The organism is Pseudomonas sp. LFS044 (genome assembly GCF_047978245.1).
GTDB lineage: Bacteria > Pseudomonadota > Gammaproteobacteria > Pseudomonadales > Pseudomonadaceae > Aquipseudomonas.
Genome location: NZ_JBFPFX010000017.1, coordinates 107,606 through 130,914 on the forward strand (window position 1 = coordinate 107,606; position 23,309 = coordinate 130,914).

At 63.8% G+C, this 23,309-nt stretch carries 25 protein-coding genes; 12 read left to right on the forward strand and 13 right to left on the reverse strand.

Annotated elements, in window-relative coordinates; translation table 11 throughout:
• Positions 1-118: 118 nt before the first annotated feature.
• Positions 119-2,029 (reverse strand): ATP-binding cassette domain-containing protein, encoded by a 1,911-nt coding sequence (locus tag ACNQPL_RS16175; RefSeq protein ID WP_346612578.1) that lies wholly within the window; start codon positions 2,027-2,029, stop codon positions 119-121.
• 50 nt (positions 2,030-2,079) lie between these two features.
• On the opposite strand from ACNQPL_RS16175, the gene ACNQPL_RS16180 reads away from it, so the two are divergent.
• Positions 2,080-2,562, forward strand: coding sequence for a TIGR02444 family protein (locus ACNQPL_RS16180; protein ID WP_416467255.1), 483 nt, complete (start codon positions 2,080-2,082; stop codon positions 2,560-2,562).
• Here ACNQPL_RS16180 and ACNQPL_RS16185 read toward each other — a convergent pair.
• Complete coding sequence (locus ACNQPL_RS16185) at positions 2,538-3,611, reverse strand: AlgP family protein (protein ID WP_416467239.1); 1,074 nt, start codon at positions 3,609-3,611, stop codon at positions 2,538-2,540. The genes ACNQPL_RS16180 and ACNQPL_RS16185 overlap by 25 nt on opposite strands.
• A 224-nt stretch (positions 3,612-3,835) precedes the next feature.
• Between ACNQPL_RS16185 and ACNQPL_RS16190 the strand changes: the two genes are divergently transcribed.
• Complete coding sequence (locus ACNQPL_RS16190) at positions 3,836-4,501, forward strand: FKBP-type peptidyl-prolyl cis-trans isomerase (protein WP_416467240.1); 666 nt, start codon at positions 3,836-3,838, stop codon at positions 4,499-4,501.
• A 9-nt stretch (positions 4,502-4,510) separates the two neighbouring features.
• Here ACNQPL_RS16190 and rsd read toward each other — a convergent pair whose 3' ends face one another.
• From rsd to ACNQPL_RS16225, 7 genes are all read right to left on the reverse strand, one after another.
• Entirely contained in the window at positions 4,511-4,981 is a 471-nt protein-coding gene (gene rsd / locus ACNQPL_RS16195; protein ID WP_346612581.1) for a sigma D regulator, read from the reverse strand.
• Positions 4,982-5,212: 231 nt separating this feature from the next.
• A complete protein-coding gene (locus tag ACNQPL_RS16200; RefSeq protein ID WP_346612582.1) occupies positions 5,213-5,719 on the reverse strand; it encodes a disulfide bond formation protein B in 507 nt (168 codons plus the stop codon).
• Between the two features lie 219 nt (positions 5,720-5,938).
• On the reverse strand, positions 5,939-7,177 hold the full coding sequence (locus tag ACNQPL_RS16205) for a heme biosynthesis HemY N-terminal domain-containing protein (protein ID WP_416467241.1): 1,239 nt from the start codon (positions 7,175-7,177) through the stop codon (positions 5,939-5,941).
• Positions 7,174-8,274 carry a uroporphyrinogen-III C-methyltransferase gene (locus tag ACNQPL_RS16210; RefSeq protein ID WP_416467242.1) on the reverse strand — a complete coding sequence of 367 codons (1,101 nt, stop codon included), beginning with the start codon at positions 8,272-8,274 and terminating at the stop codon, positions 7,174-7,176. The genes ACNQPL_RS16205 and ACNQPL_RS16210 overlap by 4 nt, the downstream gene beginning before the upstream one ends.
• A gap of 45 nt (positions 8,275-8,319) precedes the next feature.
• Positions 8,320-9,087, reverse strand: a complete 768-nt coding sequence (locus tag ACNQPL_RS16215; protein ID WP_416467243.1) for a uroporphyrinogen-III synthase — start codon at positions 9,085-9,087, stop codon at positions 8,320-8,322.
• Positions 9,084-10,025 carry a hydroxymethylbilane synthase gene (gene hemC / locus ACNQPL_RS16220; RefSeq protein WP_346612586.1) on the reverse strand — a complete coding sequence of 314 codons (942 nt, stop codon included), beginning with the start codon at positions 10,023-10,025 and terminating at the stop codon, positions 9,084-9,086. The genes ACNQPL_RS16215 and hemC overlap by 4 nt, the downstream gene beginning before the upstream one ends.
• A 131-nt stretch (positions 10,026-10,156) precedes the next feature.
• Complete coding sequence (locus ACNQPL_RS16225) at positions 10,157-10,900, reverse strand: LytR/AlgR family response regulator transcription factor (RefSeq protein ID WP_416467244.1); 744 nt, start codon at positions 10,898-10,900, stop codon at positions 10,157-10,159.
• A 309-nt stretch (positions 10,901-11,209) separates the two neighbouring features.
• Here ACNQPL_RS16225 and argH point away from each other — a divergent pair, with 309 nt between their 5' ends.
• Positions 11,210-12,604 (forward strand): argininosuccinate lyase, encoded by a 1,395-nt coding sequence (argH, locus tag ACNQPL_RS16230; RefSeq protein ID WP_346612588.1) that lies wholly within the window; start codon positions 11,210-11,212, stop codon positions 12,602-12,604.
• 135 nt (positions 12,605-12,739) lie between these two features.
• Here argH and ACNQPL_RS16235 read toward each other — a convergent pair whose 3' ends face one another.
• A complete protein-coding gene (locus ACNQPL_RS16235; RefSeq protein WP_416467245.1) occupies positions 12,740-13,402 on the reverse strand; it encodes a glutathione S-transferase in 663 nt (220 codons plus the stop codon).
• A gap of 147 nt (positions 13,403-13,549) precedes the next feature.
• Here ACNQPL_RS16235 and ACNQPL_RS16240 point away from each other — a divergent pair, with 147 nt between their 5' ends.
• The 3 genes from ACNQPL_RS16240 (at position 13,550) to ACNQPL_RS16250 (ending at position 17,220) form a co-directional block, all read left to right on the forward strand.
• Positions 13,550-13,849, forward strand: coding sequence for a hypothetical protein (locus ACNQPL_RS16240; protein ID WP_416467246.1), 300 nt, complete (start codon positions 13,550-13,552; stop codon positions 13,847-13,849).
• Between the two features lie 69 nt (positions 13,850-13,918).
• Positions 13,919-14,164: a TIGR02647 family protein gene (locus tag ACNQPL_RS16245; protein WP_387523450.1), complete on the forward strand. Its 246-nt coding sequence runs from the start codon at positions 13,919-13,921 to the stop codon at positions 14,162-14,164.
• 197 nt (positions 14,165-14,361) lie between these two features.
• Positions 14,362-17,220: a class I adenylate cyclase gene (locus ACNQPL_RS16250; RefSeq protein ID WP_416467247.1), complete on the forward strand. Its 2,859-nt coding sequence runs from the start codon at positions 14,362-14,364 to the stop codon at positions 17,218-17,220.
• Between the two features lie 15 nt (positions 17,221-17,235).
• Here ACNQPL_RS16250 and rnk read toward each other — a convergent pair whose 3' ends face one another.
• The 3 genes from rnk to cyaY all read right to left on the reverse strand — a co-directional run bounded on the left by rnk (position 17,236) and on the right by cyaY (position 18,326).
• Entirely contained in the window at positions 17,236-17,646 is a 411-nt protein-coding gene (gene rnk / locus ACNQPL_RS16255; protein WP_387523445.1) for a nucleoside diphosphate kinase regulator, read from the reverse strand.
• Between the two features lie 133 nt (positions 17,647-17,779).
• Positions 17,780-17,992 (reverse strand): DUF1289 domain-containing protein, encoded by a 213-nt coding sequence (locus ACNQPL_RS16260; protein ID WP_346612594.1) that lies wholly within the window; start codon positions 17,990-17,992, stop codon positions 17,780-17,782.
• A gap of 1 nt (position 17,993) precedes the next feature.
• Positions 17,994-18,326: an iron donor protein CyaY gene (gene cyaY / locus ACNQPL_RS16265; protein WP_346612595.1), complete on the reverse strand. Its 333-nt coding sequence runs from the start codon at positions 18,324-18,326 to the stop codon at positions 17,994-17,996.
• Positions 18,327-18,514: 188 nt separating this feature from the next.
• On the opposite strand from cyaY, the gene lptM reads away from it, so the two are divergent.
• The 6 genes from lptM to ACNQPL_RS16295 are packed head-to-tail and all read left to right on the forward strand — an operon-like array spanning position 18,515 to position 23,125.
• Complete coding sequence (gene lptM, locus ACNQPL_RS16270) at positions 18,515-18,718, forward strand: LPS translocon maturation chaperone LptM (RefSeq protein ID WP_346612596.1); 204 nt, start codon at positions 18,515-18,517, stop codon at positions 18,716-18,718.
• Between the two features lie 9 nt (positions 18,719-18,727).
• Complete coding sequence (lysA, locus tag ACNQPL_RS16275; RefSeq protein ID WP_346612597.1) at positions 18,728-19,975, forward strand: diaminopimelate decarboxylase; 1,248 nt, start codon at positions 18,728-18,730, stop codon at positions 19,973-19,975.
• Between the two features lie 4 nt (positions 19,976-19,979).
• Complete coding sequence (gene dapF, locus ACNQPL_RS16280; RefSeq protein ID WP_346612598.1) at positions 19,980-20,810, forward strand: diaminopimelate epimerase; 831 nt, start codon at positions 19,980-19,982, stop codon at positions 20,808-20,810.
• Positions 20,811-20,823: 13 nt separating this feature from the next.
• Positions 20,824-21,534: a DUF484 family protein gene (locus ACNQPL_RS16285; RefSeq protein WP_416467248.1), complete on the forward strand. Its 711-nt coding sequence runs from the start codon at positions 20,824-20,826 to the stop codon at positions 21,532-21,534.
• Positions 21,534-22,433, forward strand: a complete 900-nt coding sequence (xerC, locus tag ACNQPL_RS16290) for a tyrosine recombinase XerC (RefSeq protein ID WP_416467249.1) — start codon at positions 21,534-21,536, stop codon at positions 22,431-22,433. Before ACNQPL_RS16285 ends, xerC begins: the two co-directional genes overlap by 1 nt.
• Positions 22,430-23,125 (forward strand): HAD family hydrolase, encoded by a 696-nt coding sequence (locus ACNQPL_RS16295; protein WP_416467250.1) that lies wholly within the window; start codon positions 22,430-22,432, stop codon positions 23,123-23,125. The genes xerC and ACNQPL_RS16295 overlap by 4 nt, the downstream gene beginning before the upstream one ends.
• Positions 23,126-23,309: the final 184 nt, after the last annotated feature.

Sequence of the window (23,309 nt, forward strand, 5' to 3'; positions counted from 1 at the left end):
TTCTGTGGGATTTTTGTTGCCACGCCAGCGCCCTCGCGGGGCAACCCCGCGCCCACAAAAGCATAGTGATGTGGGAGCGGGCTTGCCCCGCTAAGGCGCCGGCACTGGCGACATCAAATCAGGACAGTGCTTCCAGCTCGGCCTGCATGCTTTCCAACGTCTCCAGCGCCTCCATCCAGCCCTCTTCAAGCTCGCTTTCGCGCTGCTTGAGCTTGGTCTGGCGTGCCAGCAGATCGCGCAGTTCGTCCTTGCGCGCCGCGTCGTACAGGCCGCTGTCGCCCAATGCGGTTTCGATCTCGGCCAGTTGCGCATGCACCTGGTTGAGCTCGGCCTCAAGCTTGTCGGCAGCCTTCTTGTGCGGAGCCAGTTGCTGGCGCAGGGCTGCTGCGGCCTGGCGCTGGGCCTTCTTGTCGGTCTTGTCCGGGTTGACCGGCGCGTTGCTCACCGGCGCGCTGCGCTGGCGGTACTCGACCAGCCAGCGACTGTAGTCGTCCAGGTCGCCATCGAAGGTGTCGACCTTGCCATCGGCCACCAGCAGGAAATCGTCGGTAGTGCTCTTGAGCAAGTGACGGTCGTGGGAAACCACCACAACTGCCCCGGCAAACTCCTGCAATGCCATGGTCAGCGCCAGGCGCATTTCCAGGTCAAGGTGGTTGGTCGGCTCGTCGAGCAGCAACAGGTTCGGTCGTTCCCAGGCGATCAGGGCCAGGGCCAGGCGGGCCTTTTCACCCCCGGAGAAGTTCACCACCGGCTCGTCGACGCGGTCGCCATGGAAGTCGAACCCGCCCAGGAAGTCGCGCAAGGTTTGCTCGCGCTCGGTCGGCGCGATGCGCTGCAGGTGCAACAGCGGGCTGGCCTTGTCATCCAGCGAGTCGAGCTGGTGCTGGGCGAAGTAGCCAACGGCCAGGTTCTCACCCAGCACCAACCGGCCCGACAACGGCTCGAGCTCACCCGCGAGGTTCTTGATCAGGGTCGACTTGCCGGCGCCGTTGGGGCCGAGCAGGCCGATCCGCGCACCGGGTACCAGCTGCAGCTTGACCTTGTCGAGGATGGCTTTGTCGCCATAGCCGAGACGGCCTTCGGACAAGCTCAGCAGCGGGCTGGAGATTTTATGCGACTCGCGGAAGACGAAGTCGAACGGCGAATCGACATGCGCCGCCGACAGCTCTTCCATGCGTTCCAGGGCCTTGATCCGGCTCTGCGCCTGGCGGGCCTTGGTGGCCTGGGCCTTGAAGCGGGCAATGTATTTTTCCATGTGCGCGCGCTGGGCCTGCTGCTTCTCATAGGCTTGCTGCTGCTGCGCCAGGCGCTCTGCGCGGGTGCGTTCGAAGGCGGTGTAGCCGCCTTTGTACAGGTTGAGCTTGCGCTGCTCGACATGCAGCACATGGTCGACCACGGCATCGAGGAAATCGCGGTCGTGGGAAATCAGCAACAACGTGCCCTGGTAGCTCTTGAGCCAGTCTTCGAGCCACAGGATCGCATCGAGGTCCAGGTGGTTGGTCGGCTCGTCGAGCAGCAACAGGTCGGACGGGCACATCAGCGCCTGGGCCAGGTTCAGGCGCATCCGCCAGCCACCGGAGAAGTCGCCGACGCGGCGGTCCATCTGCTCGTTGGTGAAACCAAGGCCGGCCAGCAATTTGCGCGCGCGGGCATCGGCGGTATAGCCGTCGGCGCTTTCAAGCTCACTGTGCAGGCGTGCCAAGGCAGTGCCGTCGTGCGCAGTCTCGGCCACGGCCAGCTCGGCCTGGACCTTGCGCAGGCGCGCGTCGCCATCCAGCACATAGTCCACCGCCAGGCGGTCGAGCGTGTCGACCTCCTGCCGCATGTGGGCAATGCGCCAGTCACCGGGCAGTTGGCAGTCGCCGGAGTCGGGCGACAGCTCACCGCGCAGCAACGCGAAGAGGCTGGATTTTCCGGCGCCATTGGCGCCGATCAGGCCGGCCTTGTGACCGGCGTGCAGGGTCATCTCGGCGCCTTCTAGCAAGCGCTGCGGACCACGCTGTAAAGTGAGGTTGGATAGTCTGATCATGATGGTCGCGGAGTCTACCAGCTTCCTCGACCCGGAGCGTGAGTGGAATGATGCACACCGACCTGTGGAATCACGCCCTGGCCCTGTATGCCAGGCCGGGCGTTGAAGAGGCCTGCCTGAGCGTGCAAGCGCTGGGCGGCGATGTTTGCCTGCTGCTGTGTGCAACGTGGCTGCAAGGGCGTGGGGTTGCGCTGGATGCCGAGCGCGCGCAGGCCTTGCACGCAATCGCGCAGCCTTGGCAAACCCAAGTGGTAACGCCGCTACGCGAGCTGCGCCGGCAATGGCGCACGGCGGCGCAGCAAGACCCACACCTGGCGGCATTGCGTGAACAGGTGAAAGGCCTGGAACTGCAAGCGGAGAAAGAGTTGCTGCGACGGCTTGAAGCCTGTGCGCAGCAATGGCCTACAGGCGCGCGCGGGCCCGCAGATGATTGGCTGGCCTGGCTGGCGCCCGACCAGGCCTGTGGCCACGACGCGCTAGAACGGATGCGCGTCGCGGCCGCAGCGCTTCAGGAAGCCGAAGACGGCGACTGAGCTGGAGCGCTGGCCGGTGCTGCGGGTGCCGAGGTAGCAGGACCTGCAGAGTTGGTCACGGCTGCACTGGTGGCTGGCGCGGCCGGCTTGGTTTCAGCTGGCTTGCTGGCGACCGGCTTGGCGGCGGCTGGCTTGGCAGCAGGTTTGGCTGGTGCCTTGGCCGGAGCCTTGGCGGCAGGCTTTGCAGCAGCTGGCTTGGCGGCGGTTGCTTTAGCCGGTGCTTTGGCAGCGGCCGGTTTGGCAGCAGGCTTGGCGGCGGCTTTGGCCGGAGCTTTGGCAGCAGCAGCTTTGGCAGGGGCTTTGGCAGCGGCTGGCTTGGCAGCAGCAGCTTTGGCAGGGGCCTTGGCAGCTGCAGGTTTAGCCGCAGCAGTTTTTGCCGGGGCCTTGGCAGCAGCAGGTTTAGCCGCAGCAGTTCTTGCCGGGGCCTTGCCAGCGGCTGGTTTGGCAGCGGCGGCTTTGGCGGGCGCCTTGGCCGTAGCTGGCTTGGCGGCAGCGCCGCGGGCTGGGGCTTTGGCAGCAGCGGCCTTCGCCGGCGCCTTGACTGCAGGTTTTGCGGCTGGCTTCGCAGCAGTTTTGGCCGCGGTCCTGGCAGGCGCTTTTGCGTTTGCGGCAGCAGGCTTGGCCGCTTTGGCCGATTTGGCCGTCACCGCGCGCTGGTCCAATGCCTTGCCAGCTGCCTCGCGTACTTTGCCAACGCCCTGGGCCAGTTTCAGGCTTTCCTGAGCATCGCGTTTGAGTTGCTGGATATAAGTGCGGGTTTGGGTCTGGCGCTCTTTGAGCGAGTCCAGCAGCGACTCAAGCTCACCAATCGCTTTCTGTGCTTTACCTTGTGCCTTGGCTTTGCCTGCCTTGGCCGAGTCCTGCAACTTCAGGCGACCGTTGTGCAGTTTTTCCTGGGCCTTGCCACGCTGCTTTTCCAACTTGGCCAGCAGTTTTTCCGCATCAGCCAGCGCTTGCGAGCAGGCATCTTCCAAGTGTTCGAGCAGGCTGCCCGAAAGTTGCTGGAGCAGGTGTAACGGCGTACTTACTGGCTTCTTCTTGGCCGACATGGTTTACCTCCTGGCTGACGAGATTGCGGCTCATACTATGCTTCTGCTGCTACCGCCGCTAGGGCATGTTGACAGTCTCATTAGCGCCGCGTTGCATGCCTGGGCAAAGTTGTTATCTTGCAGCTCCGTGCAAGTGTAGTTGCTTAACAAATCGTTGCCGATATTTAGGTAAATCACGCCAGCAAGGCTGGCATACTTCGCAGCTATTGAGTTCGGAGTTGAGCATGCCTCGTTATCTTGTTTTCGGCTTATGCCTGGTGGTTCCCTTCGCCCAGGCCGCCGCCGAACCGTCCCCCGCCAACGATCATGATCTGGCCTACAGCCTTGGCGCCAGCCTGGGTGAGCGCCTGCGCCAGGAGGTGCCGGGCTTGCAGCTGGACGCGCTGGTCGACGGCCTACGCCAGGCTTATCAGAACGAGCCTTTGAAGCTCGATAAAGCGCGCATGCAGGCCATTCTCCAGCAGCACGACGAGCAGGCGAACAGTGCCGCCGAGCAAGCCGAAGTGGCAAAACTGCAGGCCGTCGAAACGCGCTTCATGGCCAACGAACGGGCACGCGCCGGCGTGCACGAGCTGCCTGAAGGCGTGCTTTACAGTGAACTGAAAAGTGGTAGCGGTGCGCAGCCCAAAGCCAATGGCAAGGTGCAGGTGCGCTATGTGGGCAAGTTGCCGGACGGTTCGGTGTTCGACCAGAACCAGCAACCCCAGTGGTTCAACCTGGAGTCAGTGATCGAAGGCTGGCAAGTGGCGCTGCCGCACATGAAGGCAGGGTCGAAATGGCGCCTGGTGATTCCGTCTGCACAAGCCTACGGAGCCGAGGGCGCAGGTGACCTGATAGCGCCCTACACGCCACTGGTGTTCGAGATAGAACTGCTGGCGGTCGGCGACTGACGCCGACCCTCAGGCCTCGACCGCGCCCTCTTCCTTGTGCGCGGTATGCAGCACCTCGATCAGGCAGTCCTCGAGCTCGAAGCGCTCGTGCAGCAGGCTGCCCAGTTTGCCCAGCTTTTCGGCGAAGCGTTCGGTGTCGGTGCATTCGCCTTTTTCGCAGTGGTCATTGAAGGCCAGTGCAATCTGGGTAATGTCGTTGATCCGTGGGTTGATTTCTTCGGCCAGCTTCAGCGCCTTTTCGTCACCGAATGCCTTGGCCTCGGTAACCAGTTGCTCGCTGACTTCAAAGTGCCAGGCCGACACGTAGTCGACCAGCACCGCGCAGAAATCGCGGTTCTTGTCCTTGTCCGCAAATGCCGGTTTGGCATCGCGCAAGGCACGAAAAGCCTGGACCAGCTCCTCTCGCTCCTTGAGCCAGCGGTCGATCAGCTTGTGAACCCCACCCCAGCGTTCCTGGGCGTTCTGACAACTATCGAGCATGGCGATCTCTTCCCTTCTGGGTAGATGCCGCTGCACCTCGCACCACGACCGTGCGGCACAAAGGTGACATCAGCAGGACGGCATCGAGCAGTTGTGTTTTCGGTATGCGTGCTGGGAGATTATTCCCGCACGTGCTGCCCATCAAGGTACGCAGCAGACAAAGTTCATACAAGTGTTTAATACCCTAACCCGCCACCGCCGGTCGTGCTATCGCTCGGCGCTTGCGCTGAGTCAAGCATTGGCCAGTGTGCGGAAACGATACGCCAGCAGGCAGGTCAAGGGCAGCGCTGCCAGCAGCAAGAACGCCAGGAGGCTCCATTCGGGCAACGTCAGGTCGAGGAAGCTCCACGTCAGCGAGGCGCAATCCGGGCTCCCCAGTAACAGCTGGTGGGCAGCCTCACTCCAGGAACGCTCCATTAGCTGCCGAATCGTTGCAGGGCACGCATGGCCTATGCCACCCGCGCCCTGCAACCAGACATGCCGCGCAGCCAGCAGAGCCCCGGCTGCAGAACACCCTAGCGCCGCCCGGGCGTACTGACGAATGCCGTAAATGCCCGGCTTATGCACTACCGCGCACAGGCAGATCACGGCATGCACGCCCAACAGGAAGCGCTGGCTGAAGCACAGCGGGCACGGTATCAGCCCCAAAGTGGTTTCCAGGTAGAAGGACACGATCAGCACAGCCAAGGAGGCTATGCAGGCAGGTAGGAAAAATGTGCGCAGTCGGGCCGGCAACATGAGAGGTGGTGGTCCGGGCAATTGAAGTGGTTTGAAACGGTAGAGGAAAGATGGCCTTTGTTTCAAGGCGCGACAGGGACGAGAAGTCACTGAGAGACAGGAGAAATTTCTACCTGAGCAGTAGGAAATTTCTTAAGGACGGCAACGCAGATGAAACATTTGCGGCTGGATAAATCGACAACACCATGAGCCCGCCGCCTGTGCGGGCTCATGGGTAGATCAGGCGCGTACGCCCTCAGGCAACGGCAGCGCCAACAGTCGTTCATCCAGCAGGCCAAGGCCCTCCTGGAACAGCTGGTTGCTGCGCTCGGTCTCGCCCAGGCCAGCCAGCAGTCGGGCCAGCTCGGCACAGGTCTCCGGGTTGCGTTCCATACGCAGGCTGCTTTCCAGATAGTCTCGCGCCTTGCCCCACAGGCGGTTCTGCAGGCTCAGGCGGCCAAGGGTAAGCAGCAGGCTCGGGTCCTGGGGATGAGCCTTGAGCCAGCCTTCGGCCGTTTGCAACTGGCGCGCCGGGTCGTCACCACGCACCAGGCCATACAACCGTGCCAGGTGGCTTTCGTACTCACGCTTGAGGGCAGTGCGCAGCACCAGCTCGGCTTCACCCTGGGCCCCCACCTGGCGCAACTGCTCGGCATAGGCCAGCACCAGCCGCGGTTCCTGGCGCTGGGCGGCAGTCAGCTGTTGCCAGGCCCGCTCAAGTGCCTGGCGGGCGCTCTGCTGATCATCCCCACGGGTGGCGGCGAGCCCCAGGTTCTGGCCCCACGCCCGCTGCTCCAGCGCGGCGAGCTCTTCGGCCGGTAGCACCTTGCCCTTGCGCAGGTCTGGCAACAGGCGAATCAACGCCGACCAGTCGCCCCGCTCCAGGTACAGGCGCTGCAGCAGGCGCAACACCTGGTTGTTGTGCGGGTGCCGCTCCTGCATCGCCAGCAAGGTTTCCAGTGCAGCATCGTTTTCGCCACGGTCCATCTGCAGCTGCGCATGGGTCAGGGCGATGGCCAGCTCGGCCTGAGGCTGGCGCTCCAGGGCGCGCTCCAGCAGGTGGTCGCTGTCCTCCTTGCGGCCCTGCTCATTGGCAGCACGGGCGGCACCGAGGTAATACAACAGCGGCTGGCGCTCCGCCTCGGCAGCGCGGTGCAGGTGGCGCTGGGCGCTGGCCCAACGGCCTTCCGCAAGGTCCAGCTGGCCTTGCTCGATGGCAATGCGAATACGGCGGCTGCGGTTACGTCGCGACCACGGGTTGACCACACCACTGGAGGTCAGCACCAGCCCGACCAGATAGCGCAGCAGCAACAGCAGTACAACCACGGCGACCAGCGCCGCAAGCGCCGCCCATAGCCCTGACTGATAGCGGAAGCTGCCATACGAGATCAACACGTAGCCACTGTGCTTGGCCACGGCGATGCCCAGTGCCGCAGCAATCACGATTGCCAGCACGGCCAGCAAGTAGACACGCTTCATGGCTTGCCCCCTTCACCCTCGGCGGGCAGATGGCGCCGCTGTATATACGTCTGCACCGCGGCCAGGCTTTCGCTCAAGTCCGGCGTAACCACCGAGACCGGCTGCTCGGCCAGCGCGTTGAGGCTGTCGAGCATGGCCTTGCTCTGTGGGTTGTCAGCGTTGAAGTTGGCCAGCAGCACGCTGCGCGCATCATCCAGGGCCTGGGTATAGACCTTGGCCTCACCGTTGAGCGCTGCCCACTGGGCTTGCTCGATGGTCAGGCTCAGGGCCAGGCGCAGTTGGTTGAGTGACTGGCCCGCCAGCAATGGCCGCACGTTGTCGTCGGCATTGAAATCGATCTGGAAGTACTTCGATATCTCTGCCCACCACTGCGACAGCCGGCTGGCGCCATCGCCATCGGCGGTCAGGGCGCCGAGCGCATCGGCATTGCTGTCGAATTCCGGCGACAGGGCGCTCAGTTGCTGCACCAGTTCACGCTGGGCCGCCAGCTTGAGGAACAAGCCGGTACGGTCCGGTTGCTGGGTGCTGTTGAGCGTTGCCAGGCTGCGCGACAATTGCTCGCGGGCGGCAAACGAGCCTGGGTCGCTCCGCTCGCGCAGAATCTCGTCGGCGCCTTCGACCAGGGCCTTGGCGCTGGTGATGTCCTGCAACGCTGACAGCCGCAGGGTGGCCAGGCGCAGCAAGTGCTCGGCCTCTGCCAGGCGCCACTCCTTGCGGCTTTCACCGAGCACGGTTTCCACCCGCTGGCTGAGGCGCTGCTGATCACCTTGCAGCTGCGCCACCAGGCGGCGGCGGTCTTCCAGCTCGCTGGCGGCCGGCAGGCTGGCCAGCTGGGCGCTGATCTGTTGCTCGCGCTGCTGCAAGGCTGCCGCACGCTGGTTCAACGCTTCAAGGTGCTCGCCCTGGCTCAATTCACTGCCTTGCAGATGACGCACCTGCCAGACTCCCCACCCGCCCACGGCGACCCCGGCCGCGCCCACCAACAGCGCCAGCAAGGCGAGGCCAGTGCCGGAACGTTTGGCGGGTGGTGGGGTGACGGGTTGCGCCGGCTCCTGGGCCGACGGCTGATCATTGTGGGACAAGACAGTTTCGCTCACGTATCCATCCTTTGCATGGGGGCGCATCGCTCTGAGCTTAGCGCCTTAAGAGGCAGGTGCAGCGCTGCGCTGCACGGCTGCCAGCAAGGCCGCGGCACTCGCGCCACGGCAATCCACAACCTGTTGGGCCCCTGCGGCCCTGGCCTGTTCGGCGACCCGTGGGCTTGGCACGAACAACGGCAGGCGCGCCACGCGCGGCCAGTCGGCAGCCGCCAGCTGCTGCAAGTGTTCAAGACCCTGCCCACTGCTGACCACCAGGCCGTTGAGGCGTTCCGCTTGAATGCGGTGCATCAACATACCCGCCGGGTACGCCGGCAGGCAGCGACGATACAGTTCCAGATAATCGACACTAGCACCTTGCTCTGCAAGACGCTCGGCCAGCAGTTCGCGACCTCCCACACCACGAACGATCATCACGCGTGCCCCTGCAGGTGCGATCGCCTGGCGCAGGGCGGGGAGCGCGAGCAATGCCTCGCTATCGTCGCCTTGCGCAGGGCAACTCACCTTCAGGGCGGCCGACCGGAGCACCGCCGCCGTCGCCTCACCTACGGTGAACCAGCCTGTTGTCGGGGGCTGCACGCCTGCTTGCTGAAGGTGTTCGAGCAGCAACCTGGCCGCCGGTTTGCTGACCACGATCATGGCCTGGCACTGCGCCAATGCCGCAAGCCGCTGGTGGTGTTCGGCGCCCAGCTGTACCGGTTCGATCGCCAGCAAGGGCAGGCAGCTGCTGGCCACGCCGGCAACTTCCAGGCTCTGCGCCAGCGCCGCGCAGTCTTCTTCAGGCCGGGTCAGCAGCAGGCGCCAGGGGCTCACGGGTGCCCGGCCTCGCCGTAGACTTCCTTGAGGATGGCTTCAGCACCTTGCCCCAGCAGGTCTTCTGCGACCTGCACACCCAAGGCTTCGGCGGACGAACGAGGCGCACGGGCATCAGCCACCAGCAGCGTACCGCCGCTGGGCTGGCCAACCAGGCCACGCAGCCACAATTGCTCGCCTTCAAGCACGGCGTAACAGGCGATCGGCACCTGGCAACCGCCATTCAGACGCTTGTTCAGGGCACGTTCGGCCACCACGCGGTCAGCAGTGTCGAGATGGTGCAAGGGCGCCAGCAGTGCGTGGATCTCGGTGTCTGCGCTGCGGCACTCGATGCCCACCGCGCCCTGGCCACCGGCCGGCAGGCTGTCGTCGACGCTGATGCTGGAGGTGATGCGGCCCTCGAAGCCCAGCCGGATCAACCCAGCCGCGGCGAGAATGATGGCGTCGTACTCACCGGCATCAAGCTTGGCCAGGCGCGTGTTGACGTTACCGCGCAGGAAGCGGATGTGAAGGTCAGGGCGGCGTGCCAACAGCTGGGCCTGACGACGCAGGCTGGAAGTACCGACGATGCTGCCGGCGGGCAGTGCTTCGAGGCTGGCGAAATGGTTTGAAACGAACGCATCACGCGGGTCTTCGCGCTCGCAGATGCAGTACAGGCCCAGGCCTTCAGGGAAGTCCATGGGCACATCCTTCATCGAATGCACGGCAATGTCGGCTTCATTTTCCAGCAGGGCGGTTTCCAGCTCCTTGACGAACAAGCCCTTGCCACCAATCTTGGCCAGTGGCGCGTCGAGCAGCTTGTCACCGCGGCTGACCATGGGCACCAGGGTCACCAACAAACCAGGGTGCGCCTGTTCAAGGCGGGCTTTGACGTATTCGGCCTGCCACAGGGCCAAGGCACTTTTACGGGTGGCAATGCGGATTTCGCGAGTGGACATGGAACGCCCCGATGCTTAGGAATACCGCCGATGATAACAGCTCCGTCGGTACCGCTAGCAGATGAGGGCATCATCCAGTTCTGCCTGGTGTGCCCCCATCACCGACACGCCGGCGATGAGGGCCGCAGCGCTCAGAGCGTCTGCATCATCTTGCGCACGCCAGCCACATGCCGCCGGCTGACCGTCAAGGCATCACCGTCCAAACCTTTGAGAAACAGCTGGAAATGCCCCAGCGGCGTGCGCTGCAGGCGTTCGATGCGCTCGCGGGCTACCAGGGCGTTGCGGTGGATTCGCACGAAGCGGTCGCCGAACTCGTCTTCCAAGGCCTTGAGCGGCTCATCCAGCAGCACTTCACCGGCCTCGTGGCGCAACGTCACATACTTGTGGTCAGCAATGAAATAAATGACCTGGGGCAAGGGGATCAGCTCGATGCCCTTGCGCGTACGCGCACTGATATGGCTGCGCGGGCCGCCGCCTTCACTGCCCGGCCGAGTCAGCGCGGCCAGCTGCCCGCGGTTGGGTTTTTCGGCCTTGCGCAGGGCATCGCGCAGGGTTTGCGGCTGGATCGGCTTGGTCACATGGCTGAGGGTGCTGTCCTTGAAAGCCTCGGGGCCGTATTCATCGTCGCCCGTACAAAACACCACCGACGGTGGCGCCTCGCGCTCGCACAGGCGAGCCGCGACCTGAAGGCCATCGAGGCCCGGCATGCCGATGTCCAGCAGGACCACATCGGGCTTGAGGCTTTCGATCAGAGCCAGGGCCTCCTCGCCGTTGGTGGCGCTGGGCTCCAGCACGGTGTACCCCTCCAGTTCCCCGAATAGCCGCGTGAGGCGATCACGGGCTTGGGGTTCGTCATCAACGATCAGGACATTCATAATTGCTCTGGATTCCTGAGTGAGTCTCGCACAGGTATAGCGTAGACAGATGCAGGTCGAGCGACACTGCGGTCACGCTCTAGACCGATACGAAGGCCAAAGATTCACTGAGCCAGCAGATTCACTGCCAGTCCTTTGTCCAACTGTAGACGGTCCGTGGAACACTGCCGTTCAATCGTTGAATATCGTTTGCACCTGCCCCGCGCTGGGTTTTCTGGCTGTTTCTATCGACCGGCGTCCTTCGGCGACACGCTCAACCCTGCTATTATCGGCGCCACTTTTTCGTTCACGCCTTCAACGAGTGAATCCATGAGCACCGACAAGACCAATCAGTCCTGGGGCGGCCGCTTCAGTGAACCCGTCGACGCCTTCGTCGCCCGCTTCACCGCCTCGGTCGATTTCGACAAGCGCCTGTACCGCCACGACATCATGGGTTCGATCGCCCACGCCACCATGCTGGCGCAGGTCGGCGTACTCAGCGACGCCGAACGCGACACCATCATCGATGGCCTGACCACCATCCAGGGTGAAATCGAAGCGGGCAATTTCGAATGGCGCGTCGACCTCGAAGACGTACACATGAACATCGAGGCGCGCCTGACCGACCGCATCGGCATCACCGGCAAAAAATTGCACACCGGCCGTAGCCGCAACGACCAGGTCGCCACCGACATCCGCCTGTGGCTGCGCGACGAGATCGACCTGATCCTGGCCGAGATCACCCGCCTGCAGCAGGGCCTGCTGGAGCAGGCCGAGCGTGAGGCCGAGACCATCATGCCGGGCTTCACCCACCTGCAGACCGCCCAGCCGGTCACCTTCGGCCACCACCTGCTGGCCTGGTTCGAAATGCTCAGCCGCGACTACGAGCGCCTGGTCGACTGCCGCAAGCGCGCCAACCGCATGCCCCTGGGCAGCGCCGCACTGGCCGGTACCACGTACCCGATCGACCGCGAGCTGACCTGCAAGCTGCTGGGCTTCGAAGCCGTGGCCGGCAACTCGTTGGACGGCGTTTCGGACCGTGACTTCGCCATCGAATTCTGCGCGGCCGCCAGCGTGGCGATGATGCACCTGTCGCGCTTCTCCGAAGAACTGGTGCTGTGGACCAGCGCCCAGTTCCAGTTCATCGACCTGCCCGACCGGTTCTGCACCGGCAGCTCGATCATGCCGCAGAAGAAGAACCCGGACGTGCCAGAACTGGTACGCGGCAAGACCGGCCGCGTGTTCGGCGCCCTGACCGGCCTGTTGACCCTGATGAAAGGCCAGCCGCTGGCCTACAACAAGGACAACCAGGAAGACAAGGAGCCGCTGTTCGACGCCGCCGACACCCTGCGCGACTCGCTGCGTGCCTTCGCCGACATGATCCCGGCCATCAAGCCCAAGCACGCGATCATGCGCGAAGCGGCCCTGCGCGGCTTCTCCACTGCCACCGACCTTGCCGACTACCTGGTGCGCCGCGGCCTGCCGTTCCGTGACTGCCACGAGATCGTCGGCCACGCCGTGAAGTACGGCGTCGACAGCGGCAAGGACCTGGCCGAGATGAGCCTGGACGAACTGCGCCAGTTCAGCGACCAGATCGAGCAGGACGTGTTCGCCGTGTTGACGCTGGAAGGCTCGGTGAATGCCCGTAACCACATTGGTGGTACTGCGCCTGCCCAGGTGCGCGCTGCCGTTGTGCGCGGCAAGGCATTGCTGGCTTCGCGCTAAGCGCCATTGCGAGGGCTTCGCCCTCGATCGCCGGCAAGCCGGCTCCCACAATGACCGCGCCGCTCTCAAGCGGTGCGCAATCCCTGTAGGAGCCGGCTTGCCGGCGAATGGGCTGCAAAGCAGCCCCTCTTCAGATCAGCGCTTGCCGCTGCGGATCATCTCCATGAAGGCCGGCATTGCCGCCTCCTTGTCCGCCAGAATCTTCGCCATGTGCGGGTTCTCGCGCATTTTCTCCAGCAACGCCTTCCCCTGCGGGAAGTCTGCGAGGAAGTCGATGTTCAGCACCTTCTTGCCCACGGCGTAAGCCAGGTCGACCGAGAAGCAGAACATCAGATCAGCCACAGTCAACGCCTCACCCGCGACATAAGGTGCAAAACGCCCGTTGCGCTTGAGCGTGGCAAAACCCGCCAGCAGGTCGGCACGCGCCCGCTCCTTGATCAGCGGTTCGACCGCCGCCCCAAAGAACGACTCGGCATAGCAGGTACGCGCCGGCAGTTCGATATACAACTCGATCTCCTTGAGCAGCTCACGCACTTTCGCCTGTTCGAATGGATCGGCCGGCAACAGCGCCTTGCCGCCCTGCGTCTGCTCGATATAGTCGAGAATCACGCTGGTCTCGCTGATGAAGCCGTGTTCGGTTTCCAGCACTGGCACCTTGCCGCGCGGGCTGACTTCCAGCGCTTGCGGTGCCTGGCCGCCGTAAAAAGTGACCTCTTCGAACGGCAAGCCTTTTTCCAGCAGGGCCAGCTTGACCATGTTGTAGTAGTTGCTGACCGAGAATCCGTGAAGCTTGAGCATGGGGTAACAGCCTCCAGGCCGTAAGGGGTTGGCTGGGCTGTTATAGCCCCTGGGGCTGCGCCTGACCAGCATCATGCTCCCGGTCGATGACCGGGCATTGCCGGCGCGGGCGTGGCAAACTCTGCGCCCCACCACAGGAGTACCGCCATGAGCGAGCACGACGAAATCGACAATGACGACGAAGCCTTCGCCGAGGCGACGCTGACCCAAGCCATCGAAAACCAGATCGAAAGCGGCGAGCCACCGGCAGCAAAGGCCACCTTCAACAAGCTGAGCCTGGTGGGCTACGAGCGCGAGGACATCCTGAATCTCATGGCCCACATCCTGGCCATCGAAATCGACAACATGCTCGACGAGGACCGCCCGTTCAACACTGAATGGTACGAAACCGCCCTGCGCGCGCTGCCCGAGCTGCCACCTGAGGCAGATCAAGGCGAGGACGAATAACCCGACTACACTCCAGGGTCAGGCACCGCTGGCGGTGCCGCCATCCTTGTCTGGAAGTCAGGAGTCGCCATGTCCTTCACCCCCGAACTGATCGCTGAACTGGAAGTGCTTGCCCTGTTCAACCTGGACAGTCACCAGGAAGGTATCAAAGTTGGCAGTAACGCTTCCCCTGCCCTGATCGCCGCAGCCAAGCGCCTTCATGAAAAAGAGCTCACCGACCAACCCGATGGCGGCTACCTCACCAGCCTCGGGAATGATGCGGCTGAAAGCGTCCAGCTGTTGCTGACCATCCTCAAAGCACCGCAACCGGCATAACCCTGTACCGGCCTCTGCGCGGGGCAAGCCCGCCCTCACAGGTATCGCACATCGCTCAAATAGTGGGAGCGGGCTTGCCCGCGAAGAGGCCGATACATCCGCTAAAGAATTGACGTCAAAAATTCATTTGGCGCTTATCCGACCGCCACACTCAGGCTAAACTCGCCACAGCTTCCCCTGCCTGCCCTGAGTGTGCAATGAACCACGAAATCCGCCCGGACCTCGACGAAGGCATCGACCGCAAGGTGCTGGCGACATTGCGTGCGCGCTTCCTGCTGCTCAACAAAGGCCGGCTGCAGCGTGCCATGGACGGGCTTTCGACCCGTCAACAGCAGGTACTGACCCTGCTCCCGCTGCTGTTTCACGTGAATCACCCGCTGCTGCCCGGCTATGTGTCCGGCAGCACTCCGGCAGGTATTTCCGGCTTCGAGCCTGATGCCGAGCTGGTCGCCGAGGGCCAACGGCTGGCCCGTTCGTTCACCTACAAAACGCGCCTGGGCAACCCCAATCGCCCCATTCATGGCCTGTTTCTGATGGGTAGCCTGGGCTCGCTGGCCCAGGCCGAACAGAGCGACATGGACCTATGGGTCTGCCACGCCCCTGGCCTGGACGAAAACCAGCTGGATGAACTACGGCGCAAATGCCAGCTGCTGGAAGCCTGGGCCGCCAGCCTGGGCGCCGAAGCACACTGCTTCCTGATCGACCCGCAAAGCTTCGCCCAGGGCCTGCGCGAAAGCCAGCTGAGCTCTGACGATTGCGGCACCACCCAGCATTATCTGCTGCTCGACGAGTTTTATCGCACCGCCATCTGGCTGGCCGGGCGTACGCCGCTGTGGTGGCTGGTGCCGGTGTATGAAGAGCGCAACTACCGCAGCTACACCGAAACCCTGCTCTCCAAGCGCTTCATCCGCAGCACCGACGCCCTCGACCTCGGCAACATGGCCCACATCCCCCCTGGTGAGTTCGTGGGTGCAGGCTTATGGCAGCTGTTCAAAGGCATCGATTCGCCGTACAAGTCGCTGCTCAAGCTGCTGCTGACCGAGGTCTATGCCAGCGAACATCCGGCCGTACGCTGCCTGAGCCTGGACTACAAGCAGGCGGTGTTCGCCAACCACCTGGACCTCGACGCGCTTGACCCTTATGTGATGGTCTACCGGCGTATCGAACGCTACCTGCAACAGCGCGGCGAAACCACGCGACTGGAGCTGGTCAGGCGCAGCCTGTACCTGAAGGTGAACAAGAAGCTCAGCGGCCTGGACCGCGCGCGCAACAACGGCTGGCAACGCCAGCTGCTTCAGCGCCTGGCCGATGAGTGGGGCTGGGACGAGCGCCAGCTGGCCTTGCTCGACAGCCGTAGCCAGTGGAAGGTACGCCAGGTGGCGGTCGAGCGCCGCGAGCTGGTCGCCGAGCTCAACCACAGCTACCGCTTTCTCAGCCAGTTCGCGCAAAACCAGAACGCCAACAGCCGCGCCGACCAACGCGACCTCAACGTACTGGGCCGGCGCCTGTACGCAGCCTTCGAGCGGCGCGCCGGCAAGATAGAGGTGATCAACCCAGGCATCGCACCGGACCTCGCCGAGGACACCCTGACACTGGTTCAATCACCCAACCGCAAGGAACCCGGCAGCCACCACTGGGGCCTGTACAACGGCAACCTGGGCGTCCACGAGTGGGAGCATTTCAGCCCGATCAAGCGTTGCCGGGAGCTGCTCGAACTGCTGACCTGGGCCCACCGCAACGGCGTCATCGACAGCACTACGCGCTTTGCGCTGCACCCAGGCGTCAGCGACTTGAGCGAATTCGAGCTGTTCAACCTGCTTGGCAGCCTGCAGCAAAGTATTCCCTTGCCGCTTGAGGCCGTCAGCGAAGTGCGCCTGCTGCAGCCCAGCGTGGCCGAAGAGATCCTGCTGCTGGTCAACGTTGGCGTCGACCCGCTGCGCCACCACCGCGACCTGAACATCCTGATGACCACCGAACGCACCGACTCGCTGAGCTATGCAGGCGTGCGCGAAAACCTGGTGCTGACCCTCGATCAGGTCACCCTCAACAGTTGGAACGAGGTGCTGGTGCAGCGCTACGACGGTGAACACGCCCTGCTGCGCTGCCTGCGAGACTTCCTCAACAGCCTCGGCCAGCGCAGCCACCGGCCGCGCGTGCGGGTGCGTTGCTTCTGCCACAACCGCGCGCAAGCCATCAGCCAGCGGGTCGAGGAAATTTTCGACACGGTGCAATTACTGCTCGACCAGGGCCGCAACCACCGCTACCTGCTGCAAGTGGCGCAGTACACCCACGCACTGGAACTACTGCCCGGCCAGGTCAGCCTCGCCACCCTGACCGAGCATGATGCCGTGCTCGATTACCTGAGCGAGGAGCGCAACGCCTACAGCCCACTTTATCTGGATGCCAACGCACTGCAGGACCACGACCTTCCGCTGCTGCTGGAACAAGGCCGCCCCGGCTGCATTCAAGTGTTCTACCGCCTGCTCGAGGGCTGGGCCGACCTGTATGTGCTGGATGAATACAATGCGTTATGGCAGCAACGCCTGCCATTGCACGACGAGAATCACCTGCTGTTGCCCTTGCAGCGCTTCTTGCGCTCGGTGGTAATGCGCCACGACGCCCGGGTACCGCTGGACAACCTGCAGCAGGCTTCGTTGGAAATCAGCTACGCACAACTGCTGCCTTCGGGGCCGGGCAAGGCACGCAACATCGAGCAACGGCCAACGCCAGACGAAGTCAACGACCAGTCCTACTACGAGGTGCAGGCTATTCTCCAGGCCGGCACAGGCGATGACGTGCACGTGACGCTGTATTGCGACCAGCAGGAGTTCTCGGAACTGGACCACGGCGACGAGCTGTACACCGTGGTTGCTCGGCAGATCCTCGGCCAGCGCCGCAATGCCGGGCACTATCGTTGCTACATCACCGACCTGGACCTGTCCGAGTTGCTGGATGACGAGCAAGGTTCGACCATCCTTTACCTGCGCTACAAGCGGGAGCTGGAGCAGGCGCTCAATGATGGCCTCGCGCAGTTGCAGGCCACCTTGGAGCCTTGAAACGGCGCCAATGGATCAGAGGTCGAAATCCCCTGCCGCTTCCGGCTGATATTCGACCGCCAGCAGCTTCAGTTTCAGGGTTTTGCCGCCGGGCGCCGGCCAATCGATCTGTTCGCCTACCGACAAGCCAAGCAGCGCGCAACCGATCGGCGCCAGGACCGAGACCTTGCCTTCGCCGCCGGCATCCTTCGGGTACACCAGGGTCAGGTGGTAGTCCTTGCCACTGGCCTCTTCACGGCAGTGCACGCGCGAGTTCATGGTCACCACGCCGGCCGGCACGTCCTCGTGACCGACCACCTGTTCGGCGCGGTCCAGCTCGTCCTGCAGGGCGAGCACACCCGGGGTACTTTCGTCGAGGCTGTCGATCAGGCGCTCGAGACGCTGTACGTCCAATCGGGTGAGGATGAGGGAAGGTTTGGTGCTCATGATCCAGTCAGACTCCATTTGAACAGGCGCTTTGCTATGGGCAGATAAAGCAAAACCCCGCCCAAGGGCGGGGTTTGTGAATGCTTTGGCGTCACCGACGCACAACCCGACACTACCACAGCCGGGCAAATACTCAAGCCCGTGCGCGCAAGGCCTCGGCTTCGCGGCAGATCTGCCGGCGACGCTCATCGTCAGCCGAACGCCACTCGCGGATGTGCTCGACGTGGCGGTGGCAACCGGTGCATACCCGCTGCTCGTCGAGCCGGCAGACACTGATGCACGGCGATGCCACTGCCGGGCTGACGTTGCTGTAAAGCGGCTTGGGTGGCCGCGCCTGGGTGCTCATGTCAGATCTCGTCGAAGTCCAGCTTCTCGCCGGCCCGCTCCCAGACAATGCGCTCGAGCATCTCCCCCAGCAGCTCTTCGCTCTTCTCGCAGACCCACTTGCCGCTCTCGGGGTCGTAGTCGAAGTGGAAGCCGCCGGAACGGTCGGCCAGCCACAGCTGACGCAGCGGCTCCTGGCGGCTGAAGATCAATTGGCTGCCGTTGTCGAACTTGATGGTGAGGACCCCGGCGGAATTCTCCATGTCCAGGTCCAGGCCGCTCTCGTCGAACAGGTCTTCCAGGGCCTGTTGGGTCGCGTCGACCAGATCATGGAAACGCGCTTCGCTCAAACTCATTGCAGGAACCTCGAAATTGGCTGCGTGACAGGCAAGCCGGGCAAGATACGGGCGCTTGGCGCCGAATGCAAAGGTTAGCCGCCAGCACTCAATAATAGCCCGCCCGGCGGACCGGCTCTTGCATAGGCAATCCGCCGGTCGCTCGGTATACTCGGGCGCAATACTGCATATTTCAAAGGATTTCACCCATGAAGCGCCTGATTTCCTCGCTCGCGGCGCTGGTCGCGGTTGCCTGCCTCGTTTCGGCCTGCGGTCAGAAGGGCCCCCTGTACCTGCCGGAAGACGGCAAGGACGGCAAGAGCAGCCATAAGTCGCATCAGCACCAGCACGCTCAGCCTGTTCAACCGCAAGAAGAACAGCCCCTCGAGCCCGAGCAGTCGCCAGAGCAGTAAGGAAATCAGATGAACGCTTTCAATTACCGCGACGGTGAACTGTTCGCGGAAGGTGTGGCCCTGACGGCCATCGCCGAACGTTTCGGCACTCCGACCTACGTCTACTCGCGTGCCCACATCGAAGCCCAGTACCGCAGCTATACCGATGCCCTGCAGGGCGTCGAACACCTGGTGTGCTTCGCGGTCAAGGCCAACTCCAACCTCGGCGTACTGAACGTGCTGGCGCGCATGGGTGCAGGCTTCGACATCGTTTCCGGCGGGGAGCTGGAGCGTGTACTGGCCGCAGGCGGCCGCGCTGATCGCGTGGTGTTCTCCGGCGTCGGCAAGACCCGCGAAGACATGCGCCGCGCCCTGGAAGTCGGCGTGCACTGCTTCAACGTCGAATCCACCGACGAGCTCGAACGCCTGCAAGTGGTGGCCGCCGAGATGGGCAAGGTTGCCCCGGTCTCGCTGCGGGTGAACCCAGACGTCGACGCCGGCACCCACCCGTACATCTCCACCGGCCTCAAGGAAAACAAGTTCGGCATCGCCATCGCCGACGCCGAAGCCATCTACGTGCGCGCCGCGCAGCTGCCGAACCTGGAAGTGGTCGGTGTCGACTGCCACATCGGCTCGCAGCTGACCACCGTCGAGCCGTTCCTCGATGCCCTCGACCGCCTGCTGGACCTGGTCGACCGCTTGGCCGACTGCGGCATCCACCTGCGCCACCTGGACCTGGGCGGCGGTGTTGGCGTGCGCTACCGCGACGAAGAGCCGCCACTGGTGGCCGATTACATCAAGGCCATCCGCGAGCGCGTCGGCGACCGCGACCTCGCCCTGGTATTCGAGCCGGGCCGCTACATCGTGGCCAACGCCGGTGCCCTGCTGACCCGTGTCGAGTACCTCAAGCACACCGAACACAAAGACTTCGCCATCATCGATGCGGCCATGAACGACCTGATCCGCCCAGCCCTGTACCAGGCCTGGATGGGTGTCAGCGCAGTCACCCCACGCGAAGGCGAAGGCCGAGCCTACGACCTGGTCGGGCCGATCTGCGAGACCGGCGACTTCCTCGCCAAGGACCGCCAGCTGAACCTGGCCGAAGGTGACCTGCTGGCCGTGCAGTCGGCGGGCGCCTATGGTTTCGTCATGAGCTCGAACTACAACACCCGTGGCCGTTGCGCGGAAATCCTGGTTGATGGCGACCAGGCTTTCGAAGTTCGCCGTCGCGAGACCATCGCCGAACTGTATGCTGGCGAAAGCCTGCTGCCGGAGTGACCCCATGCTTCTGCGCTTTACCAAGATGCATGGGTTGGGCAACGACTTCATGGTCCTCGACCTGGTCAGCCAGCACGCACACATCCAGCCCAAGCACGCCAAGCAATGGGGTGACCGCCACACCGGCATCGGCTTCGACCAGCTGCTGATCGTCGAGGCGCCGAACAACCCGGAAGTGGACTTCCGCTACCGGATCTTCAATGCCGACGGCTCCGAAGTCGAACAGTGCGGCAACGGTGCGCGCTGTTTCGCCCGTTTCGTGCTGGACAAACGCCTGACCGCGAAGAAGCGCATCCGCGTGGAAACCAAAAGCGGCATCATCGAGCTGGACGTACAGAACGACGGCCAGGTGTGTGTCGACATGGGGCCGCCGCGCTTCACTCCGGCCGAAATTCCCTTTATCGCCGACGAGCAGGCGCGCAACTACCCCCTGGACGTCGACGGCGAGCTACATTCGATTGCCGCCGTGTCCATGGGTAACCCGCACGCGGTGCTGCGCGTCGATGACGTGCGTACTGCGCCCGTTCATGAACTGGGGCCGAAGATCGAAAACCACCCACGCTTCCCGCAGCGGGTGAATGCCGGCTTCCTTCAGGTCATCGACCGCCATCGTGCCAACCTGCGGGTATGGGAACGTGGCGCCGGCGAGACCCAGGCGTGCGGCACCGGCGCTTGCGCTGCTGCCGTGGCAGCCATCAGCCAAGGCTGGATGGACTCTCCGGTGTCCCTCGACCTGCCCGGTGGCCGCCTGCACATCGAATGGGCGGGCCCCGGCCAGTCCGTATTGATGACCGGCCCGGCCGTACGCGTCTACGAAGGCCAGGTTCGCCTCTAACCGAGTAACCGCCATGACCGATCAGCCCAAGGTTGTACCGCAGCAGACCCCTGAGCTCGATGACCAAGCGGTGGCCGCCTACCTGCGCGCCCACCCGGCCTTCTTCGCCGAGCACGACGAGCTGCTGCTCGAGCAACACATCCCCCACCAGCGTGGTGACAGCGTGTCGCTGGTGGAGCGCCAGCTCAAGCTGCTGCGCGACCGCAACATCGAGATGCGCCATCGCCTGTCGCAACTGATGGACGTGGCCCGGGACAACGACCGCCTGTTCGACAAGACCCGCCGGTTGATCCTCGACCTGCTCGATGCCGGCAGCCTGGAAGAAGTGGTAATGGCGGTCGAAGACAGCCTGCGCCAGGAGTTCCAGGTACCGTTCGTCAGCCTGATCCTGTTCGGCGACAATGCCGCGCCGGTCGGCCGGTGGGTCAGCAACACCGAGGCCCAGCAAGCCATCGGCGGGCTGCTTGGCGGCGGCAAGACGGTCAGTGGCAACCTGCGCGAGAAAGAACTGGCCTTCCTGTTCGGTGAAGAGCAGCGCCTCGAGGTGGGCTCCAGCGCCGTCGCGGCACTCGAATACCAAGGGCTGCACGGCGTGCTGGCGATCGGCAGCCGCGACCCGCAGCACTACAAGAGCAGCGTCGGCACCCTGTTCCTCGGCTACATCGCCGAAGTGCTTGGCCGCGTGGTGCCGCGCGTTACCCAGACCTTGCGTCCGGTGCGCTGATGGAACGCCAGCTGGAGGCTTATTGCGCACACCTGCGCAACGAGCGCCAGGTGTCCGAACATACCCTGCTGGCCTACCGCCGCGACCTCGACAAAGTCATCGAATACTGCAATACCCACGGCATCGCAGGCTGGGGTGCACTGCAGATCCAGCAGCTGCGCCAGCTGATCGCCCGCCAGCATCATCAAGGCCAGTCGTCACGCAGCCTGGCACGGCTGTTGTCGGCAGTTCGCGGCCTTTATCGCTACCTCAACCGCGAAGGCCTGTGCCAGCACGACCCGGCCAGCGGGCTGAGCGCGCCCAAGGGCGAGCGCCGGCTGCCCAAAGTGCTGGATACCGACCGCGCTCTGCAGTTGCTGGATGGCGGCGTGGACGACGATTTCATCGCCCGTCGCGACCAGGCCATTCTCGAACTGTTCTATTCCTCTGGCCTGCGCCTGTCCGAACTGACCAACCTTGACCTGGAACAGCTCGACCTTGCTGCCGGGCTGGTTCAGGTGCTCGGCAAAGGTGGCAAGGCCCGCGTGCTGCCCGTTGGCCGCAAAGCCCGCGAGGCCCTGCAGCAATGGTTGCGGCTGCGCGGTATCGGCAGCCCGCGCGACGGCGCCGTGTTCATCAGCCGGCAAGGCAATCGCCTGGGGCCGCGGGCCATCCAGCTGCGGGTCAAGGCGGCCGGCGAGCGTGAGCTTGGCCAGCACCTGCACCCTCACATGCTCCGCCACTCATTCGCCAGCCATGTGCTGGAATCGTCCCAGGACCTGCGTGCAGTGCAGGAAATGCTCGGCCACGCCGACATCAGCACCACGCAGATCTACACCCACCTGGACTTCCAGCACCTGGCCACGGTGTACGACAGCGCCCACCCTCGGGCCAAACGCAGCAAAGGCACAGACTCATGAGCATCAAGCTGATCACCTTCGACCTTGACGACACCCTGTGGGATACCGCGCCAGTGATTGCCAGTGCGGAGGTCGTGCTGCGCGACTGGCTACAGGCCAACGCACCGATTCTCGGCGGCGTGCCGGTGGACCACCTGTTCGCCATCCGTGAACGCCTGGTGCAGGCCGAGCCGGGCCTCAAGCACCGCATCAGCGCCTTGCGCCGCCGCGTGCTGTTCCACGCGCTGGAAGAGGTTGGCTACAGCGAGAAACACGCTCAGGAGCTGGCCAACGAAGGTTTTGAAGTGTTCCTGCATGCCCGCCACCAGGTAGAGGTGTTTCCCGAAGTGCAGCCGGTGCTGGAAATTCTGCGCCACCAGTACACCTTGGGCGTTGTAACCAATGGCAATGCCGACGTGCGCCGCCTGGGCTTGGCGGACTACTTCAAATTTGCCCTGTGTGCAGAGGATCTGGGGATCGGCAAGCCGGACCCCGCGCCGTTCGTGGAGGCGTTGAAACGTGGCGAGGTGGAAGCTAGCGCCGCGGTGCATGTCGGCGACCATCCCGGCGATGACATTGGTGGGGCCCAGCGTGCGGGGCTGCGCGCCGTGTGGTTCAACCCCCAGGGCAAGGCCTGGGCCGGTGAACAGGCGCCGGATGCAGAGATTCAGCGGCTGTCACAGCTGCCCGAAGTGATTGCGCGCTGGCGCTGACAGGGGCCGCTTTGCGGCCCATTCGCCGGCAAGCCGGCTCCCACAGAACAAACGCTGACTCACTGATTTGGCGGGGATCCTGTAGGAGCGGCTTCAGCCGCGAACACCGGCGAAGCCGGTGCCATCCACCGCGGCGCACGGGCTTTGTTCTCTGCGCGACAGCGCAGCCCGAAGGGCTGGGTAA

Coding starts and splice junctions, on each gene's coding strand:
- lysA (WP_346612597.1), top strand. CDS start 18,728: ATGAACGCTTTCAATTACCGCGACGGTGAACTGTTCGCGGAAGGTGTG.
- ACNQPL_RS16295 (WP_416467250.1), top strand. CDS start 22,430: ATGAGCATCAAGCTGATCACCTTCGACCTTGACGACACCCTGTGGGAT.
- rsd (WP_346612581.1), bottom strand. CDS start 4,981: ATGCTCGATAGTTGTCAGAACGCCCAGGAACGCTGGGGTGGGGTTCAC.
- ACNQPL_RS16285 (WP_416467248.1), top strand. CDS start 20,824: ATGACCGATCAGCCCAAGGTTGTACCGCAGCAGACCCCTGAGCTCGAT.
- ACNQPL_RS16185 (WP_416467239.1), bottom strand. CDS start 3,611: ATGTCGGCCAAGAAGAAGCCAGTAAGTACGCCGTTACACCTGCTCCAG.
- argH (WP_346612588.1), top strand. CDS start 11,210: ATGAGCACCGACAAGACCAATCAGTCCTGGGGCGGCCGCTTCAGTGAA.
- dapF (WP_346612598.1), top strand. CDS start 19,980: ATGCTTCTGCGCTTTACCAAGATGCATGGGTTGGGCAACGACTTCATG.
- ACNQPL_RS16225 (WP_416467244.1), bottom strand. CDS start 10,900: ATGAATGTCCTGATCGTTGATGACGAACCCCAAGCCCGTGATCGCCTC.
- hemC (WP_346612586.1), bottom strand. CDS start 10,025: ATGTCCACTCGCGAAATCCGCATTGCCACCCGTAAAAGTGCCTTGGCC.
- rnk (WP_387523445.1), bottom strand. CDS start 17,646: ATGAGCACCAAACCTTCCCTCATCCTCACCCGATTGGACGTACAGCGT.
- ACNQPL_RS16180 (WP_416467255.1), top strand. CDS start 2,080: ATGCACACCGACCTGTGGAATCACGCCCTGGCCCTGTATGCCAGGCCG.
- ACNQPL_RS16235 (WP_416467245.1), bottom strand. CDS start 13,402: ATGCTCAAGCTTCACGGATTCTCGGTCAGCAACTACTACAACATGGTC.
- ACNQPL_RS16175 (WP_346612578.1), bottom strand. CDS start 2,029: ATGATCAGACTATCCAACCTCACTTTACAGCGTGGTCCGCAGCGCTTG.
- lptM (WP_346612596.1), top strand. CDS start 18,515: ATGAAGCGCCTGATTTCCTCGCTCGCGGCGCTGGTCGCGGTTGCCTGC.
- cyaY (WP_346612595.1), bottom strand. CDS start 18,326: ATGAGTTTGAGCGAAGCGCGTTTCCATGATCTGGTCGACGCGACCCAA.
- ACNQPL_RS16240 (WP_416467246.1), top strand. CDS start 13,550: ATGAGCGAGCACGACGAAATCGACAATGACGACGAAGCCTTCGCCGAG.
- ACNQPL_RS16200 (WP_346612582.1), bottom strand. CDS start 5,719: ATGTTGCCGGCCCGACTGCGCACATTTTTCCTACCTGCCTGCATAGCC.
- xerC (WP_416467249.1), top strand. CDS start 21,534: ATGGAACGCCAGCTGGAGGCTTATTGCGCACACCTGCGCAACGAGCGC.
- ACNQPL_RS16190 (WP_416467240.1), top strand. CDS start 3,836: ATGCCTCGTTATCTTGTTTTCGGCTTATGCCTGGTGGTTCCCTTCGCC.
- ACNQPL_RS16205 (WP_416467241.1), bottom strand. CDS start 7,177: ATGAAGCGTGTCTACTTGCTGGCCGTGCTGGCAATCGTGATTGCTGCG.
- ACNQPL_RS16250 (WP_416467247.1), top strand. CDS start 14,362: ATGAACCACGAAATCCGCCCGGACCTCGACGAAGGCATCGACCGCAAG.
- ACNQPL_RS16245 (WP_387523450.1), top strand. CDS start 13,919: ATGTCCTTCACCCCCGAACTGATCGCTGAACTGGAAGTGCTTGCCCTG.
- ACNQPL_RS16260 (WP_346612594.1), bottom strand. CDS start 17,992: ATGAGCACCCAGGCGCGGCCACCCAAGCCGCTTTACAGCAACGTCAGC.